The 17,421-nt window shown below is 38.0% G+C and carries 19 protein-coding genes and 1 other annotated feature; of the genes, 12 read left to right on the plus strand and 7 right to left on the minus strand.

Annotated elements, in window-relative coordinates; all coding sequences use genetic code 11:
* Nucleotides 1-76: 76 nt before the first annotated feature.
* From acuC to acuA, 3 genes are read right to left on the minus strand one after another with little or no spacing between them, the layout of a single operon-like run.
* Nucleotides 77-1,243 carry an acetoin utilization protein AcuC gene (acuC, locus tag DM800_RS06300; protein ID WP_000092828.1) on the minus strand — a complete coding sequence of 389 codons (1,167 nt, stop codon included), beginning with the start codon at nt 1,241-1,243 and terminating at the stop codon, nt 77-79.
* Nucleotides 1,240-1,884 (minus strand): acetoin utilization AcuB family protein, encoded by a 645-nt coding sequence (locus tag DM800_RS06305; protein ID WP_000634566.1) that lies wholly within the window; start codon nt 1,882-1,884, stop codon nt 1,240-1,242. Before DM800_RS06305 ends, acuC begins: the two co-directional genes overlap by 4 nt.
* A gap of 17 nt (nt 1,885-1,901) precedes the next feature.
* On the minus strand, nt 1,902-2,534 hold the full coding sequence (gene acuA, locus DM800_RS06310) for an acetoin utilization protein acetyltransferase AcuA (RefSeq protein ID WP_000581394.1): 633 nt from the start codon (nt 2,532-2,534) through the stop codon (nt 1,902-1,904).
* Between the two features lie 176 nt (nt 2,535-2,710).
* Between acuA and acsA the strand changes: the two genes are divergently transcribed.
* The 6 genes from acsA (at nt 2,711) to tyrS (ending at nt 7,979) form a co-directional block, all read left to right on the plus strand.
* Nucleotides 2,711-4,429, plus strand: a complete 1,719-nt coding sequence (gene acsA / locus DM800_RS06315) for an acetate--CoA ligase (RefSeq protein WP_046956190.1) — start codon at nt 2,711-2,713, stop codon at nt 4,427-4,429.
* An 84-nt stretch (nt 4,430-4,513) separates the two neighbouring features.
* Complete coding sequence (locus DM800_RS06320) at nt 4,514-5,071, plus strand: maltose acetyltransferase domain-containing protein (RefSeq protein WP_000845594.1); 558 nt, start codon at nt 4,514-4,516, stop codon at nt 5,069-5,071.
* Between the two features lie 66 nt (nt 5,072-5,137).
* Complete coding sequence (locus tag DM800_RS06325; protein ID WP_087985420.1) at nt 5,138-5,593, plus strand: hypothetical protein; 456 nt, start codon at nt 5,138-5,140, stop codon at nt 5,591-5,593.
* Entirely contained in the window at nt 5,574-6,119 is a 546-nt protein-coding gene (locus tag DM800_RS06330) for an RNA polymerase sigma factor (protein ID WP_000057187.1), read from the plus strand. Before DM800_RS06325 ends, DM800_RS06330 begins: the two co-directional genes overlap by 20 nt.
* A complete protein-coding gene (locus tag DM800_RS06335; protein ID WP_147786600.1) occupies nt 6,100-6,345 on the plus strand; it encodes a hypothetical protein in 246 nt (81 codons plus the stop codon). The genes DM800_RS06330 and DM800_RS06335 overlap by 20 nt, the downstream gene beginning before the upstream one ends.
* A gap of 77 nt (nt 6,346-6,422) precedes the next feature.
* Nucleotides 6,423-6,652 (plus strand) — a binding site (T-box leader).
* A 70-nt stretch (nt 6,653-6,722) separates the two neighbouring features.
* Nucleotides 6,723-7,979: a tyrosine--tRNA ligase gene (gene tyrS, locus DM800_RS06340; RefSeq protein ID WP_046956195.1), complete on the plus strand. Its 1,257-nt coding sequence runs from the start codon at nt 6,723-6,725 to the stop codon at nt 7,977-7,979.
* Between the two features lie 78 nt (nt 7,980-8,057).
* On the opposite strand, the gene DM800_RS06345 is transcribed toward tyrS, so the two are convergent.
* Nucleotides 8,058-8,360: a YjdJ family protein gene (locus DM800_RS06345; RefSeq protein ID WP_137012482.1), complete on the minus strand. Its 303-nt coding sequence runs from the start codon at nt 8,358-8,360 to the stop codon at nt 8,058-8,060.
* A gap of 150 nt (nt 8,361-8,510) precedes the next feature.
* On the opposite strand from DM800_RS06345, the gene DM800_RS06350 reads away from it, so the two are divergent.
* Complete coding sequence (locus DM800_RS06350; protein ID WP_147786601.1) at nt 8,511-8,639, plus strand: transporter; 129 nt, start codon at nt 8,511-8,513, stop codon at nt 8,637-8,639.
* A 54-nt stretch (nt 8,640-8,693) separates the two neighbouring features.
* Here the strand turns inward: DM800_RS06350 and rpsD are convergent, their stop codons facing one another.
* Nucleotides 8,694-9,296, minus strand: coding sequence for a 30S ribosomal protein S4 (rpsD, locus tag DM800_RS06355; RefSeq protein WP_000135322.1), 603 nt, complete (start codon nt 9,294-9,296; stop codon nt 8,694-8,696).
* A 400-nt stretch (nt 9,297-9,696) separates the two neighbouring features.
* Between rpsD and megL the strand changes: the two genes are divergently transcribed.
* Nucleotides 9,697-10,875 (plus strand): methionine gamma-lyase, encoded by a 1,179-nt coding sequence (gene megL / locus DM800_RS06360; RefSeq protein WP_147786602.1) that lies wholly within the window; start codon nt 9,697-9,699, stop codon nt 10,873-10,875.
* Between the two features lie 62 nt (nt 10,876-10,937).
* Here megL and DM800_RS06365 read toward each other — a convergent pair whose 3' ends face one another.
* Complete coding sequence (locus DM800_RS06365) at nt 10,938-11,417, minus strand: GAF domain-containing protein (RefSeq protein WP_147786603.1); 480 nt, start codon at nt 11,415-11,417, stop codon at nt 10,938-10,940.
* A gap of 147 nt (nt 11,418-11,564) precedes the next feature.
* Between DM800_RS06365 and refZ the strand changes: the two genes are divergently transcribed.
* Nucleotides 11,565-12,203, plus strand: a complete 639-nt coding sequence (gene refZ, locus DM800_RS06370; RefSeq protein WP_087985414.1) for a forespore capture DNA-binding protein RefZ — start codon at nt 11,565-11,567, stop codon at nt 12,201-12,203.
* A gap of 11 nt (nt 12,204-12,214) precedes the next feature.
* On the opposite strand, the gene DM800_RS06375 is transcribed toward refZ, so the two are convergent.
* Nucleotides 12,215-13,159, minus strand: a complete 945-nt coding sequence (locus DM800_RS06375; RefSeq protein ID WP_147786604.1) for a DMT family transporter — start codon at nt 13,157-13,159, stop codon at nt 12,215-12,217.
* Nucleotides 13,160-13,283: 124 nt separating this feature from the next.
* On the opposite strand from DM800_RS06375, the gene DM800_RS06380 reads away from it, so the two are divergent.
* The 3 genes from DM800_RS06380 (at nt 13,284) to DM800_RS06390 (ending at nt 17,417) form a co-directional block, all read left to right on the plus strand.
* On the plus strand, nt 13,284-14,126 hold the full coding sequence (locus tag DM800_RS06380) for a LysR family transcriptional regulator (protein ID WP_147786605.1): 843 nt from the start codon (nt 13,284-13,286) through the stop codon (nt 14,124-14,126).
* 207 nt (nt 14,127-14,333) lie between these two features.
* A complete protein-coding gene (ezrA, locus tag DM800_RS06385; RefSeq protein WP_147786606.1) occupies nt 14,334-16,046 on the plus strand; it encodes a septation ring formation regulator EzrA in 1,713 nt (570 codons plus the stop codon).
* Nucleotides 16,047-16,274: 228 nt separating this feature from the next.
* Entirely contained in the window at nt 16,275-17,417 is a 1,143-nt protein-coding gene (locus tag DM800_RS06390; RefSeq protein WP_064460176.1) for a cysteine desulfurase family protein, read from the plus strand.
* The last annotated feature ends 4 nt before the right edge of the window (nt 17,418-17,421 follow it).

The following is a 17,421-nucleotide window of genomic DNA, read 5'->3' on the forward strand; positions in this document are numbered from 1 at the left end:
ACTTACCGACAGAAACCGACAATAATAGCAAGCTATAAATAAAAGGAGGCTATTCAAAAACGAGCCCCCTTTTCGTTTAGTACAAAGATTTTGTCATATTATTCCGAATTATTTCAAGGGATTTCGTTACAGTTAATGCGTTCTTTTCTTCAATTTCAGGTTTACGGGGGATCGGTTTATACATGTTGTCTGGATCTTCCCATGTGAGGGGAAGTTCTGTTTCAGCTTGTCCTTTCCAAGCGTCAATCCATTCTGGAGGGAGATAACCTGAGATGTTTTGGATGTTGTTCATTTCGAGCCAAATGAGTGCCCAAGCTCTTGGGACGACGCGCCAGTGGTCATAGCCACCGCCGCCGACAGCGATCCAGCGACCTTCGCAATATTCATTAGCGATTTCGCGAGCGAGCTTCGGTATTTCACGGTAAATATTCATCGTTGCGCAAAGATGTGTAAGTGGGTCGTAATAATGTGCGTCAGCGCCGTTTTGCGTTAAAATAATATCCGGTTTAAAGTATGCGGCAACTTCTTTTACGACAGTGCGATATGAATTTAAAAACGATTCGTCTTCTGTAAAGGCATCGAGTGGAACGTTAAAAGAATAACTATAGCCATTACCTTGTCCGCGTTCATTTACAGCACCAGTTCCAGGGAATAAATAACGCCCAGTTTCATGTAGTGAAATGGTGCATACGTTAGGATCGTCGTAAAAAGACCACTGTACACCATCACCGTGATGAGCATCTGTATCAATATATAAAACACGTAAACCGTATTTTTTCTGTATATATTTCATTGCGATGGAACTATCGTTATAAATACAAAAGCCAGATGCCTTACCACGGAAGCCGTGATGTAAGCCGCCGCCTAAATTAAGCGCGTGTTTTACTTTTCCGGAAAGAACAGCATCGACAGCAGTTAACGTACCGCCAACGAGTAATGCGCTTGCTTCGTGCATATTTGGAAACATCGGTGTATCTTCTGTTCCGAGTCCATATGTCATCGCAATTGATTTTTCTAACTTACCTTCTCCAGCACGTTTTACCGCATTTATGTACTCCTCTGTATGAACGTAGGCGATCTCTTCATCTGTAGCCATCCGTGGTGAGATGATTTGGGAGGGAGAGATAAAACCGCCCTTTTGTAATAAATCATACGTAAGTGTGACGCGTAGTTGGTTAAAAGGATGATCAGGGCTAAACGAATAGCCCCGAAAGTCATCCGAATAAATAAACGCGCTACTCATGCTTGCATCCCCATAATGTTCGGCCATAATACGCGGTAGCCTTCTGCTTCAAGTGCATCAATCACTTTTAGCGGATTCATCGTTTGAATGCGGAAAACGAGTACTTTATCATTCTCATCTTTTGCTGGATAGACGAGAACGCTCACGATATTGATTTGCAAATCACTAAAAATAGCAACGACTTTTCCAAGAATACCAGGTTCGTTTTTTACTTGAATTTCAATTTGTGAACTTGGTTGATGTGCTCCTGTTAATTTCACTAACGTGTGCAGTACAGTAGATTCAGAAATGATTCCAACTAGCTTGCCAGCCTTTGTAACAGGGAGACAGCCAATTTTATTTTCAAAAAATAAAGTAGCAATTTCTTCAACGAAATCGAGAGGATGGCAAGTCATTACAGGATGTTTCATAATAAGTTCAAGTGGTTGCTTCAGCATATCGAGTGAAACTTGTTCATCTAAAATAGACGGACTTGCATCTCTTACATCCCGATCAGAAATAATGCCTACGACATGATTATTTTGATCGACAATTGGAATGTGCCGAATGCCTTTCGTGCGTATCGTTCGGATTGCTGTTTCGATTGTATCGTTTGGATGTAGTGTCACCACATCTTGATTCATAATTTCTTCTACAATCATTCCAGTTGCCCCCTTTATTAATACATAAAACGATTGTGAAAACGTAGACGATCAAATGCTTGAATAGAATCCGTATCAACGCGTTTTCCGATGCGGACCATTAAACAGTTAGCAGGATGTGAACAAATTTCAGGATCATCTGTAGCCATCCATTGTAAGCCACCAGCATTCATCATCTTTTCCATTACTTTTCGGTACTCCCAAACATTTAAGCCTGTTTGTTTTAAATCCCAGTGCCAATAATATTCAGTCGTCAATATAATGTAATCTTCCATATGATCGTCCATCATTGAAACTTCTAATAAGTTCTTTCCGACAGCGCAACCGCGGAAGGCGGGGACAACTTCAATTGCCCCGAGTTCAATTAAGTTTTCAATCTTTCCTTCTGACCATCGTTCGAGCGGATCAGGATATAAGTATGTAACATATCCAACAATCGTTTGGTCATGTCTTGCAATAATGAGACGAGCTTCTGGTAATTTAGAAATTTCGACAATTGCTTTATATTGCTGCTCGGCAGGACGAAACGCAACTAAATCGGGATGAAATTCATACATTTCTAAGTTATGTGTAGAGACAGGACCTTCAATAATTAAAGTGCCTTTCGCTGTTTTTAAGTTTCTAGCATTATATATTTTTTTATGAATCAATGTATTACTCACCACCTTGAGGGTTTGTGAATCTATTAATATCGTACTTTATAATATATGCGATGTGAATCGAAATTTGTCATTAAAAATTTGTCTAAAAATCAACAAATATACTGAAAATTTTAAATAATATCATTATAATAGATAATAGAATACATAGGAGGGGGATGTAAAGTATGAAAGTAGAAACGCTTCCTGTCATTAAAGGAGAAAATAATTTGCCGAATTATGATGAGGCATACGCGAATTTTAACTGGGAAGAGGTTAATAAAAACTTTACTTGGAATGAAACAGGCCGAGTAAATATGGCGTATGAGGCAATTGATAAGCATGCGAAATCCGATCGTAAAAATAAAGTAGCCCTTTATTATCAAGATGGATCGCGAAAAGAGAAATATACATTTAAGGAAATGAAGGATTTTTCTAATAAAGCAGGAAACGTCCTGAAAAATTATGGCGATGTAGAAAAAGGCGATCGCGTTTTTATTTTTATGCCGCGTTCTCCAGAATTATATTTTGCACTTTTAGGTGCAGTGAAATTAGGAGCAATCGTTGGTCCGCTATTTGAAGCATTTATGGAAGGCGCAGTTCGCGATCGTTTAGAAGATAGCGAAGCGAAGGTGTTAATTACAACTCCTGAATTGTTAGAGCGCGTACCATTAAATGATTTACCTGCTTTAAAAACAGTCTTCCTTGTTGGAGATAATGTAGAAGAAGGCGGTAAAACGGTAGCGTTCAATCCTTTATTTGAACAAGCTTCAAAAGAATTACATATCGAATGGTTAGGCCGTGAAGACGGTTTGATTCTACATTACACATCTGGTTCTACTGGTAAACCAAAAGGTGTTCTTCATGCGCAGAACGCAATGGTTCAGCACTATCAAACGGCGAAATGGGTATTAGATTTAAAAGAAGATGATGTATATTGGTGTACAGCTGACCCAGGCTGGGTAACTGGAACGGCTTACGGTATTTTCGCACCGTGGTTAGTTGGAGCATCCAATGTTATTTTAGGTGGACGCTTTAGCCCAGAAGCGTGGTATGAAGCACTGCAAGATTACGGTGTAACAGTTTGGTATAGTGCACCAACAGCATTCCGTATGTTAATGGGAGCTGGACAAGACGCAATTAAAAAATATGATTTATCACAAGTTCGTCACGTATTAAGCGTTGGTGAACCGTTAAATCCAGAAGTAATTCGCTGGGGTATGAACGCATTTGGACTTCGTATTCATGATACGTGGTGGATGACAGAAACAGGTGGACAAGTTATTTGTAACTACCCTTGTATGGAAATCCGTCCAGGTTCAATGGGTAAACCAATTCCAGGTGTGAAAGCAGCGATTGTTGATAATGAAGGAAATGAAGTTCCTCCATACACAATGGGTAACTTGGCAATTGGTAAAGGTTGGCCAGCGATGATGCGTGGAATCTGGAATAACCAGCAAAAGTATGAATCTTACTTTATGCCGGGAGATTGGTACGTATCAGGTGACTCTGCTTATATGGATGAAGATGGATACTTCTGGTTCCAAGGGCGTATTGATGATGTAATTATGACGTCAGGTGAGCGAGTTGGTCCGTTTGAAGTAGAAAGCAAATTAATCGAGCATGCTGCTGTTGCAGAGGCTGGTGTAATTGGTATTCCTGATCCAGTGCGCGGAGAAATCATTAAAGCATTTATCGCGCTTCGAGCAGGATACGAACCATCTGATGAATTAAAAGAAGAGATTCGTCAATTTGTAAAGAAAGGCCTAGCAGCTCATGCAGCGCCAAGACAAATTGAATTTAGAGATAAATTACCGAAAACGAGAAGTGGTAAAATTATGCGCCGCGTATTAAAAGCGTGGGAATTAAACTTACCAACAGGTGACTTATCAACGATGGAAGATTAAGAGAGGAAGGTCTGAACGAAATAACGTTCAGATCTTTTTTTATGTTATTATAAACTTATATATATAAGTTAAAGGGGTAATAAAATGAAAACAGAAAAAGAAAAGATGATACTAGGAGAAATGTACATACCAGCTGATCCAGTTTTAGTTCAAGAGAGGGAGCAAGCTCGTATATTAACGAGAAAATTAAATGAAACGCCAGAAGTACAATTAAAAGAGCGTAGCGAAATCGTAAAAGAACTATTCGGAACGACTGGAGATAACATTCATCTTGAATCTTCTTTTAGATGTGATTATGGCTATAACATTCACGTTGGCGAAAATTTTTACGCGAACTTTGACTGTACCATTTTAGACGTATGCCCGGTGACAATCGGAGTGAACTGTATGTTAGCTCCAGGAGTTCACATTTATACAGCAACACACCCGCTTGATCCAGTAGAGCGCATAAGCGGATCAGAATACGGAAAACCAGTTACAATTGGTGATAACGTATGGATTGGCGGAAGAGCGATTATTAATCCTGGTGTAACAATTGGAGATAATGCGGTGATTGCATCTGGCGCTGTTGTAACGAAAGATGTGCCGGACAATGTAGTAGTTGGCGGAAATCCTGCGAAGATTATTAAAAAAATAAAATAATATTTGAACGAAGTGCCTTCCTCGTCTGTATACATTTATGAAAGAATAGATGAGGGAGGCTTTTTTATGTCTAATAAATTACTTCTTGCTTTTGCTTTAATTGGAATTATAGTCGTATTTTCTTGTGGGTTGCTATTACCAATGCCAATCGGATTTAAAGTATCAATGATTACCGCTGGGGTCATGATGATTATTATGTTTTCCATCATTATTCCGTTTGATAGAAAACATATAGTACGGAAAAATGGATATAAAATTGATTTTACAAAAACAAAAGTTTATTTTCGCTGGAATGTATTTGATACGATTTCGGCTTGTCTTGCAGTGTATGCATGCATATGTGTGCAAGCATTAAATATTTTAGTTTCAACCGGTCATACAATACAAAACCCGTATGTTCAATTTTTTACAAATCAATCACAAGTATGGATTATTGTTGCAAGTGCATATTTAATTTCCCGTATTTCATTAACGTTAAAAGGAATAAAGGAGATCAAAAATCATGGCGCAGATTGGGATTGAGGAGGAGCTCATGCTTGCGTATCAAAGTGGAGATAAGCAGGCTGGGGAAAAACTATATGTTTTAATCAAACCAGCGCTATACACATTTTTATATCGATTTAACCGAGATGAACAATTAAGTATCGATCTTGTGCAAGATACGTTTTTGACGTTAGAGCGTAAGAAACATATGTATGAACTTGAAAAAGGCAAAATAAAAACGTATTTATTTCAAATTGGTTATCGTCTCATGATTAATAAATTAAATAGAAGAAAAAAGTGGCGTACGCTTTTGCCATTTTTAGTGCCGATTCAGGAAAAGGAATTTTCTCACGAAGATCGGCTCACAGTAAGAGAAGCGATTTTGAAAGTTCCTGAAGAACAGCGAGCTGTCCTTATTCTTTCTTATTATCATGATATGCAGCAAAAAGAGATTGCGGAGATATTAAACATTCCGATTGGAACAGTGAAATCGAGACTTCATAACGGGATAAAGAAATTGAAACAATTGCTGGAGGTGGATGAAATTGAGCGAAAATCCCTTTAAGAGTGAATGTAAATTAAAGCAGCATTTAGATAGTGATCATGTAGAGATACCAGATTTTCCAAAAACGGTAAGTCGCTTCGATCGATTAATCGGATTTCTTGGTTCTCCAGCGAAAGATCCTGTGGAGGCGACGATTGGGAATGATTTATCTGTTGTGTTTCATGTATCGTTATTAGTTGGAGTTCCAATTCTTTCTCTTATTACGATACTCTTTGCGACGTTGTAAAGGATTGGCAAGGAGAGAAACTCGACCTCTATTTGACACGCCTATATAAATGATGGTATAAAGAAAAGTATATGAATAATTGAGCGTGGAAAGGGAGAAGTAGTGATCATTTCCCTGTTTTAGAGAGCTGATGGCCGGTGAAAATCAGCACATAGATGATCGCGAATTACGCCCCTAGAGCATCTTTTTTCGATTGAATTGTATTCAAAAGGAAAAAGACGGTGCTAAGCCGTTATGTAAATAAGGTGGTAGGCTTTTTTTTGCCTGCAACTAGGGTGGTAACGCGATAATCAAAATCGTCCCTTATTTAAAGGGGCGATTTTTTTATGTTTTCAACCTTCACGCCAGTAATGAACTTAAAGGAGAGTATGTAGGATATGGGTATTTTACAAGATCTTGAATTTCGCGGTCTAATTAATCAGCAAACAGACGCTGAGGGACTTGAGCAATTATTAGAAAAAGAAAGCGTTAAATTATACTGTGGTTTCGATCCGACAGCGGATAGCTTACACATCGGTCATATGTTACCAGTATTAATGTTACGTCGCTTCCAATTAGCTGGTCACCAACCAATCGCACTTGTTGGCGGTGGTACTGGTATGATCGGTGACCCAAGTGGTAAAAAAGCAGAACGTACATTAAATACGAAAGATACAGTTGCTTACTACACAGAAAGCATTAAAAACCAACTTTCAAACTTCTTAGAGTTTGAAAACGTGGACAACCCAGCAACAATGGCTAACAACTATGACTGGCTTGGTAACTTAGATGTAATTTCATTCTTACGCGATATCGGTAAAAACTTCGGTTTAAACTATATGTTAGCAAAAGATACAGTAGCATCTCGTTTAGATACTGGTATTTCATTCACTGAGTTTAGTTATATGATTTTACAATCATACGACTTCTTAAACTTATACCAAAACCATAATTGCCGCTTGCAAATCGGTGGTAGTGACCAATGGGGTAATATTACAGCTGGTCTTGAATTAATCCGTAAATCAGAAGAAGATGCGAAAGCATTTGGTTTAACAATTCCACTAGTTACGAAATCTGACGGTACGAAGTTTGGTAAAACAGAAGGCGGCGCAATTTGGTTAGACCCAGAAAAAACAACTCCTTACGAGTTCTACCAATTCTGGATTAACACAGATGACCGCGACGTTGTTAAATACTTAAAATACTTCACATTCTTATCTCATGAAGAAATTCTTGAGCTTGAGAAGCAAGTAGCTGAAGCACCAGAAAAACGTGCAGCACAAAAAGCATTAGGTGCTGAAATGACAAAACTTGTTCACGGCGAAGAAGCATTAGAGCAAGCGATTAAAATTTCAGCTGCATTATTCAGCGGTTCTGTAGCAGAACTGACTGCAAGCGAAATCGAACAAGGATTCAAAGACGTACCATCTGTAGAACGTACTGCAGAAGATACAGTATTAATCGACTTACTTGTAGAAAGCAAAATCTCTCCATCAAAACGTCAAGCACGTGAAGATGTAACGAACGGTGCAATCTACGTAAACGGTGAGCGTACACAAGCATTAGACTACGTTGTAACAGAAAACGACCGCATCGAAGGTAAATTCACAATCATTCGCCGCGGTAAAAAGAAATATTTCTTAATTCGTTACTAATCAGAAACGAATATAAAACAAATAGTACCCCGGATTGTAGGCTGAAAAGTTTATGATTCGGGGTTTTTATGTATGAATTTAGATTACCTTACGAGTTCTTGTAAATAGAATATGAAGAATTAATATGAGCATATAAAGTAAGCTACTGAGCATAACAATAAATGCTGTTGGATAAAATTTTGCTGCATATATAAAGAAATCGATTTGATAAATATCTTCGTAACTTGAAACGGTGCCTTTAAAGTAATTTGTAAACTTAGCGCTATATTTCCATTCATCAGGATCATCTATTAAATTACTCCCCTGATACCAATTAATAAACGCGGAAGTAATAAAGAACATGCATGCACTACCCAATTGAACCATTTGGTTTATTGTCAAAATGAATCAACCTCCTATTTTATGGTTATTATAGCGTGCATTCATATTTCTGTAACCTTTTTGTTGTAATCTCCTTTTCGAGTTCATACGGAAATCACATGTAAGCGGTATGATAAATGTATAACAACTAGAAAGGAGTGGTAAAACAAAATGTCACTAGAAGCGCTCATTATTTTTTCTTTGCTAAACGCGGGTCAGCTTGCAGAGAATTCGAAGATGGATGTACATAAAGAGCAGAAAGATGCTTATGTATATGTTCAACAAGAGGAAAATAAATAATTTTATTTTATATATAAACGAAAAAAGCCAATCCAGAGGATTGGCTTTTTGTCATTAACGAGAGTAGAACTCTACGATTAATGCTTCGTTGATTTCAGCTGCTAACTCAGAACGCTCAGCGTGACGAGTGTAAGTAGCTTCTAATTTATCAGCATCGAAAGTTAAGTATTCTGGTACGAAGTTGTTAACTTCGATCGCTTCTTTAACAACAACAAGGCTGTTAGATTTTTCGCGAACGCTGATTGTTTGACCAGGTTTTACACGGTAAGATGGGATATCTACGCGAGATCCATCAACTGTGATGTGGCCGTGGTTTACTAATTGGCGAGCTGCACGACGAGTGCGAGCTAAGCCCATACGGTAAACTAGGTTGTCAAGACGAGCTTCAAGAAGGATCATGAAGTTTTCGCCGTGCTTACCAGGCATTTTACCTGCTTGGTCAAATGTGCGACGGAATTGACGCTCAGTCATGCCGTACATGTGACGAAGTTTTTGTTTCTCTTGTAATTGTAAACCGTATTCTGAAAGTTTCTTACGTTGGTTAGGACCGTGAGGACCTGGTGCGTAAGGGCGTTTTTCTAATTCTTTTCCTGTGCCGCTTAGAGAGATTCCAAGACGACGAGACAGTTTCCAAGCTGGACCTGTATAACGAGCCATAGTTGACTCCTCCTTTAAAAATGTTTTTATTTACGTAAAATAAAAACAGACGTAATCGATATTTACGGGCATTTTGTTTTCATGTACCTTCGCTCCAGCAGCAGGGAGTTACGAGATACACCTCCGTAGAGGAACAAAATACAAACGATAAACTCACATTACAAGGCTGCCTTTTTATTTTACACAAACGCTATTATATCTTTTACCCAGAGTTTCGTCAAGCAAGTACGTTTTTGTTTTATGCATATAAATTTTGGAAATGAACAAGAAGGAATTTAAAACGATATAAAAGAAGTGATAGAAACACAAATGAAACGCTTACATAAAATGTAGTAAAAAATGTTCATTAATTTTTTGTTGATGAATATGCGGGAATAAAAACATAAAAGGGGATGTTTTTATGAAAAAGAAGCATATGGAGACAGCGTTAATTCATCACGGGTATACATCTGAGGAACATAAAGGAAGTTTAACACCACCGTTATTTCAAACGTCTACATTTACATTTGAGACTGCGCAGCAAGGAGAGGCGAGTTTTGCGGGAGTGGATCCGTCTTATATTTACTCAAGACTTGGAAATCCAACTGTAAAATTATTTGAAGAACGTATGGCGGTGTTAGAAGGAGGAGAAGAAGCACTTGCTTTCGGATCAGGAATGGCAGCTATTTCAGCAACGTTAATTGGCTTTTTAAAAGCTGGAGATCATATTATTTGTTCAAATGGATTATACGGGTGCACGTACGGTTTTTTAGAAGTGTTAGAAGAGAAATTTATGATTACGCATTCGTTTTGTGATATGGAGACAGAGGATGATGTCGAAAATAAAATCCGTCCAAATACAAAGGTTATTTTCGTTGAAACACCGATTAATCCAACGATGAAATTAATCGATTTAAAACAAGTTATTCGGGTTGCGAAGCGAAATGGCTTACTTGTCGTTGTCGATAATACGTTTTGTTCACCGTATTTACAAAGACCGCTTGAGCTTGGTTGTGATGTGGTTGTTCATAGTGCGACAAAATATATTGGTGGTCATGGCGATGTTGTGGCGGGTGTAACGATTTGTAAAACGAAAGCATTAGCTGAAAAAATTCGCCCGATGCGTAAAGATATCGGCGGCATTATGGCGCCGTTTGATGCGTGGTTATTGTTACGTGGATTAAAGACGTTAGCGGTAAGGATGGACCGTCATTGTGATAATGCAGAAAAAATTGTATCGTTTCTGAAAAATCATGATGCGGTAGAAGGTGTTTGGTATCCAGAAGGGGAGTTAGCATCTCGCCAAATGAAACGGGGAGGTGGTGTGATTTCTTTTTCAATTAAAGGCGGAAAAGAAGAGACGCAAGCGTTTATCAATGACCTTCACTTTATTACAATTGCCGTAAGTTTAGGGGATACAGAAACGTTAATTCAGCACCCAGCAACGATGACACACGCTGCGATTCCAGCTGAGCTAAGACAAGAAATGGGTATTTACGATAATTTAATACGTTTATCTGTCGGTTTAGAATCATGGGAAGATATCGTTTCTGATTTAGAACAGGCACTAAAGAAAGTATCTACTGTTAGTAATCAATAAAAAAGAGTGAGCTATCGGTTTCGTACGTGATGTACGCAATCGATAACTCACTCTTTTCTTTTTTAAATATGTTTTAGGAGTGTTTCCACAAACTTTTCTAAATAGCGCTGATCTACTTCATCAAAACGATTTTTTTCAGGGCTATCAATATCAAGTACACCGATGATAGTTCCTTCTTTCACGATCGGTACGACGATTTCTGAATTAGAAGCAATGTCGCAAGCGATATGTCCTGGGAATTGGTGAACGTCTGCTACAAGCTGCGTTGTTTTTGTTTCAGCTGCAACGCCGCAAACGCCTCGTCCAAATGGAATGCGCACGCAAGCAGGCATTCCTTGGAAAGGTCCAAGAACAAGCTGATTTCCGTCTGTTACATAAAAGCCAACCCAATTCACACGATCTAAAAATTGATTTAATAATGCGGACGCATTTGATAAGTTTGCGACTACGTTCGGTTCGCCAGTTAATAATGCATCCAGTTGTTTAATTACTGTCTCGTATTGCTCTTCACGAGAACCTGCATAACTTTCTTTTGTAAACATGGAAACAACTCCCTTTTTATCGAGATGTGTAAAATATTAGCAAAATACGATGTATTTCACATGACTTTGTCGATAGAAAATTAAAGGAATTTGTCTTAAAAGTCAAGAAATTTAAACTATAGCTGTTCAGTGAGAGGAAGTGAGCGCATGAAACAGACGAAACAAAAAGTAATTGATGCGGCAATATCGTTGTTTAACACGAAAGGTTATGATGGAACGTCGGTGCGAGAAATTGCAAAGCGAGCGGATGTGAATGTAGCGAATATTTCATATTATTTTGCTGGAAAGCAAGGTTTATTAGAACAGCTTATTACTGACTTTTTAGAAGGATATATTCATGTGATTGAAATGTCGTTCGAACAGAGAGAATATTTGTCGGCTAAAGATGTGATGGTGCAAATGGTGCGCGAGATTTTACGATATCAATTTGAAAATAGGGAACTGACACGTTTCTTCTACCGAGAGCTTTCACTTGATACGACATTAATTCGCGAAGTGATGACCATTTACTTTTCTAAAGAAAGATATTATATAGAGCAAATGATTAGACAGGGACAAATGAAGCAAGAGTTTAAAAAGGTATCTTTTACAATGTTTATGACGCAATTAAAAGGCATGATGAATATGCCGTTTTTATATCCACAATATATATCAGAAGTGCTGCATTCTTTTCCGTCTGAGACATTTTTCATAGAAATGTACACGAAAGAAATTGAACAATGGATGGAGCAAACATTATGTATAACGAATATGTACTATGAATTGCCAAGAGCTGTTCATATGTGAAAAATCCCCACCTAACGAACTGAGGTGGGGATTTTTGTGCTTTCTTTCCTTTGCCATGCATTGTTGCATAATAGCGCAATAATTGTTAATGAGGCTCCGGCAATTTCAATTTTGTCGACTGTATAACCTCGAAAGATGGAACCGATAAGTGCAAGTACAGGAACTAAATTCATAAATAATATGCCGTTAATAGATGAAATATAGCGATTTCCTGTGTTCCAGCAAAATACAGCGATAACACCTGCAACAATCGACATATACAAGAGTTCAAAACGAACGCTCATAATGGTACGAAGTGACGGCATAGTAACGATGTTTGTGTACGTGAAGAAAGTGACAATAACGATGAGTGAAATGGAGCCGAATAAACAAGTTAACGTCGTATATCGAAGTGGTGACCAAGATTGAAAACGAGCTCCACCGTTCGTGTAAATGACCCAGCAAGTAACGCCGCATAGCATAAGTATATTTGTTGAGAGGTGACTGGCAGCTCCAAATAATAAGTGAATATTTCCTTTTGAAATGACGAGCATAACACCGAGCAATGCAACGAACATACAAAGGAATGTGTAGTTTTGTGGGCGTTTGTTTTTTGTTATCCACTGCAATAATAAAGCGATGAGTGGCATAAGAGACTGAATCATCGCAGCATGAATGGCCCCAGAAGGCCCGGCAAGTTGTTGGCCGTAAAAAATGAGAAAACCATATCCAGCGAAACCGACTGTTCCGTAAAAGAATAACGAAAGTGTTCTTTTCTCTAAGCGGAGTGAAGTTTTTCCTTCAGTAATGAATAGCAAAATAAGAAAAATAATAGCTGCTGATCCGTATCGGGTAGTTGTGAAGAAGAACGGATCAATAAACTGCAGGGCATTTGCCATGACAGGAAACATAAATCCCCAAGCCGTTACGGCAAGTAAGCATAGGAGGGATCCGAGTAGCATTTGTTTTTTGTCCAAGAGTATCTTTCCCCTTTACATTTCGTTATAGTAAGTTGATGAAATAAGTATAAAGAGTAATTGTTTATAGAAGGAAATATCGATTTTTTATGACAGTTATAACTTTATGTTAGAGGTGTGTACGATGGATTTGGAGGCAGTACGATCGTTTATTGAAGTGAAGAATACGCGAAGTTTATCAAAGGCGAGTAAGCTTTTACATATTTCTCAACCGGCGCTTAGTAAACAAATTCAAAGGTTAGAAGCGGGCTTAGAGGTTACTTTACTGAAGCGTTCCGCACAAGGAGTGGAGTTAACAGAAGCTGGAGAGTTATTTATAACAAGAATGTTACCGATTTTGGAACACATATATGAAGTGAAAGCCGAAATGAAGAATTTTCAAGAGAAGCGGAAAATTTCTATAGGCATATTGCCAAGTTTAGCAGCTCATTACATATCAAAATGTAAAGATGTATTAGGTGACGGATTCGAAGTAGAATGGAAAATTGAGCATACGAAAGTACTAATGGGACTCTTTAAAGAACGGAAGATTGAAGCGATGTTCGTCGATTCAGTAGTAGAAGACGCTACGTGTATAAAAGAAATGCGAGTAGAAAAAATTGTTTGTGTCGTTTCAAATGATCATCTTTATAAAGAGAAAACAGTGATCCGAATGGAAGATTTGCAAAATGAAAAGTTAATCGTATACCCAGAAATCTGTGATGTAAGGAAAATGATTACGAATATGTTTCAGGGGATAGGTGCGAAACCAATCATTGCATTTGAAACTTCTTATGCAGAACCGATGCTTGCGATGGTCGGAGCTGGACTTGGTATTACGTTACTTCCAGAAATGTCAGTAAAGCAAGCGGTAAAGCAAGGGAATGTGCATGCGATTTCTATTGAACCACCACTTGCACGCAAAATTTATTTCGTATCCCATATGGAAGAGAACCCGTTATTGCAATCATTTGATGATGGAAGCTAATCCAAACAGAAGATTGAGAAAGATTACAATTGCATTGAAAGAAACATGAAATTTTAAAAAAAACTAGGTCAAAAACAAGCCATTACATGGTATGATTAGTACATTGTTAGTTGTTAAATATAGGGGGATTCCCTTTTTATACATAATGCCTTCCATTTCATAAACGGAACGGACAAAAAAAGAGATATAACTAGGAGGCTTTTTTGCATGGATTCTATCCTGACGATCGTTATCATTGTAGTAAGCTCTATTCTAGTGCTGCTCATGATAGAGCTTGTGATAAGAAATCGTTCATATAAAGATATTGAAGCACTGGAGCAGTGGAAACAAGAGATAAAAGATAAACCTGTGGCAGATGAACTAAAACGGGTGAAAGATTTAAACATGACGGGTCAAACAGAAGAACTGTTTGGTAAATGGCGTGAAGAATGGGATGAGATTGTATCAACAACCCTTCCGAAAGCAGACAAAGATTTAGCGCAAGCGCGAAAATTCGCCTCGCAATTCTCCTTCCGAAAAGCAAAGCATGCGATGAATGAATCCATAAGTGGTTTAGATGACGCTGATAATCGTATTACAGATATTTTAAATGAATTACAGCAATTGTTAGAAAGCCATGAAAAAAATAGCTCGGAAATTGAAGAGTTACGTGATACATATCGTAGTATGAAGAAGAGTGTTCTTGCTCATAGACATATGTATGGAGCAGCAGAGCAGAAAATCGAAGAGATGCTAGATGCTGAATCTAATAAGTTTAAAAGCTTTGAAGAGGCAACAGATAATGGTGACTATTTAAAAGCGAGAGAAATTGTTATTAGTTTAGAAGAAGGTTTGGCAAGCTTAGAAATCATTATTCATCAAATTCCGGATTTATTGGTAGAGTGTCAAGCGACGTTACCAGTTCAGCTGGAAGATTTATTACAAGGACATAATGATATGGTAAGACAAGGTTATGTATTAGAGTATTTGGAAGTCCCTAAAGAAGTTCGTGATATGACGACACAACTACACACATGTTTAATGGATATACAGGAGCTTCATATAACAGAAGCCGCTGAAAAAGTAGAAAACTTAAAAATGCGTTTAGATGGCTTCTATGATCAACTGGAACAAGAAGTACATGCGAGACATTATGTGGAGCAAAAAACACTTTCTGTTTATGAAGACTTAGAAGAAATTCGTACTGAAACGATTGAAACAAAAGCAGAAACACAACTTGTGAAACAAAGTTATCAGCTACAAGATAAGGACATTGAGTCTCAAAAAGTAATTGAAAAGCAAATGCATATTTTAACGAAACGTTTTGAAATGCTGCGATTACGAGTTGCGGAACAAGATATAGCCTTCTCTATTATTCGTGAGGAACTAGAAGAGGTTTATGAGCAATGTGAAACGTTAAAAGTACTTCATGCAGAATATAAAGAAATGCTGCAAACGATGCGTAAAGAAGAATTTGAAGCACGTGAGAAGTTACAAGAAATGCGAAATATCATTTTTGAAACGAAACGTTTTATGCAAAAGTCGAATTTGCCAGGTCTTCCAGAAAGCATTATGGAAGATTTACAAAGAGGACAAATGGCAATGCAAGCTGTATATGAACAGTTAGAAGTGAAACCGTTAAATATGAATGCTGTAAATAGCAGTTTAGAAGAAGCGTACACAACTGTTAATGGTGTAGCTGAAATGACAGAAGAGTTAATTGGACAAGCGTATTTAGTTGAAAAATTAATTCAATACGGTAATCGTTACCGCAGTCATGACGAGAACCTTGCAGAGAGCTTAAATTATGCGGAGAAATTATTCCGTGAATATCAATACGATGCAGCTTTAGAACAAGCGGCTTCTGTACTAGAGCAACTTGAACCTGGCGTTGTTCAAAAAATAGCTGAATATGTAGACAATGAACAAACCCTTTCATAAGGGTTTGTTTTTTTGTGTAATTTTGGGGACGATGTTGCTATAATGAATAGCGGAATACAGTAAGGTTATTCGTTTTAAAATATAGTGAAACTGTAGTCAGTAGGGTCATCCTCGCTAATTATCGGCCTTCACAATCGGGATAAAATGGAACCTTTGAGTAGTCTTAGCGTAATTACACGTATTTGTGATATGATTATATGATGTGATAGCGCTGAAAGGGGAAGAACGATGATCTATTTTGATAATAGTGCGACGACGAAGCCATATCCAGAAGCCCTTCAATCGTACGTAACGGTTGCTGGAAAATATTTTGGAAACCCTTCTTCTATTCATTCGCTTGGAGGAGAGGCAGAGCGTCTATTAACACAATCAAGAACGATTGCAGCGCAGCTTCTTCACGTTAAACCTTCTGAGATTATTTTCACATCAGGTGGAACGGAAGGGAATAACCTTGCGATTAAAGGAATAGCGATGAGGAATCGTTCGCGCGGTAAACATATTATTACAACAAATATTGAACACGCGTCTGTGTTTGAAGCATATAAACAATTAGAAGATCTCGGTTTTGATGTAACATATTTACCGGTTAATGAGCATGGTGTTGTATCGGTAGAGGATGTAAAACGAGCACTTCGTGAAGATACGATTCTTGTGTCAATTATTCACGTGAACAACGAGACTGGAGCAATTCAGCCTGTTGCTGAAATTGGAACGTTATTATCGAACTATCCGAAAATAAGATTCCATGTGGACCATGTACAAGGGATAGGAAAAGTACCGCTTGATTTATATGCTTCTCATATTGATCTTTGCTCAATATCTGGACATAAATTCCACAGTGTAAAAGGAACGGGTCTTCTTTATGTACGTGATGGCGTAAGATTAGATCCAATTTTATCAGGTGGTCAACAAGAGCTTAAGTATCGCTCTGGTACAGAAAACTTACCTGGCATTGTAGCGATGGTGAAAGCACTTCGCATGACAATGGAACAAGTGAAAGAAAAGATAGCTCATTTGCAAAATTTACAAACAGAGCTTGTCCGTTTCTTGAAAGAGATGGAAGATGTAACGATTAATACGTCGCTTGCATATGCAGCACCGCACATTTTAAATGTGTCATTTGTTGGTTTAAAACCAGAAGTGGTCGTTCATGCTTTAGAAGAGCACGGTGTATATGTATCGACGAAGTCTGCTTGTTCTTCAAAAGCAAATGAAGTGAGCAGAGTGTTAGTGTCAATGGGAGTACCCCATGCCGCTGCTGCAAGTGCTATTCGTATTAGTTTGGCACCAGAAAACACGATGGAAGAAGTAAAACAATTTGAAGGTATTGTGAAAGAGACGATGCCAAAATTATATGAAGTGATGAGGTAAAGGA

Source organism: Bacillus sp. AY18-3, assembly GCF_008042305.1.
GTDB classification, from domain to species: domain Bacteria; phylum Bacillota; class Bacilli; order Bacillales; family Bacillaceae_G; genus Bacillus_A; species Bacillus_A wiedmannii.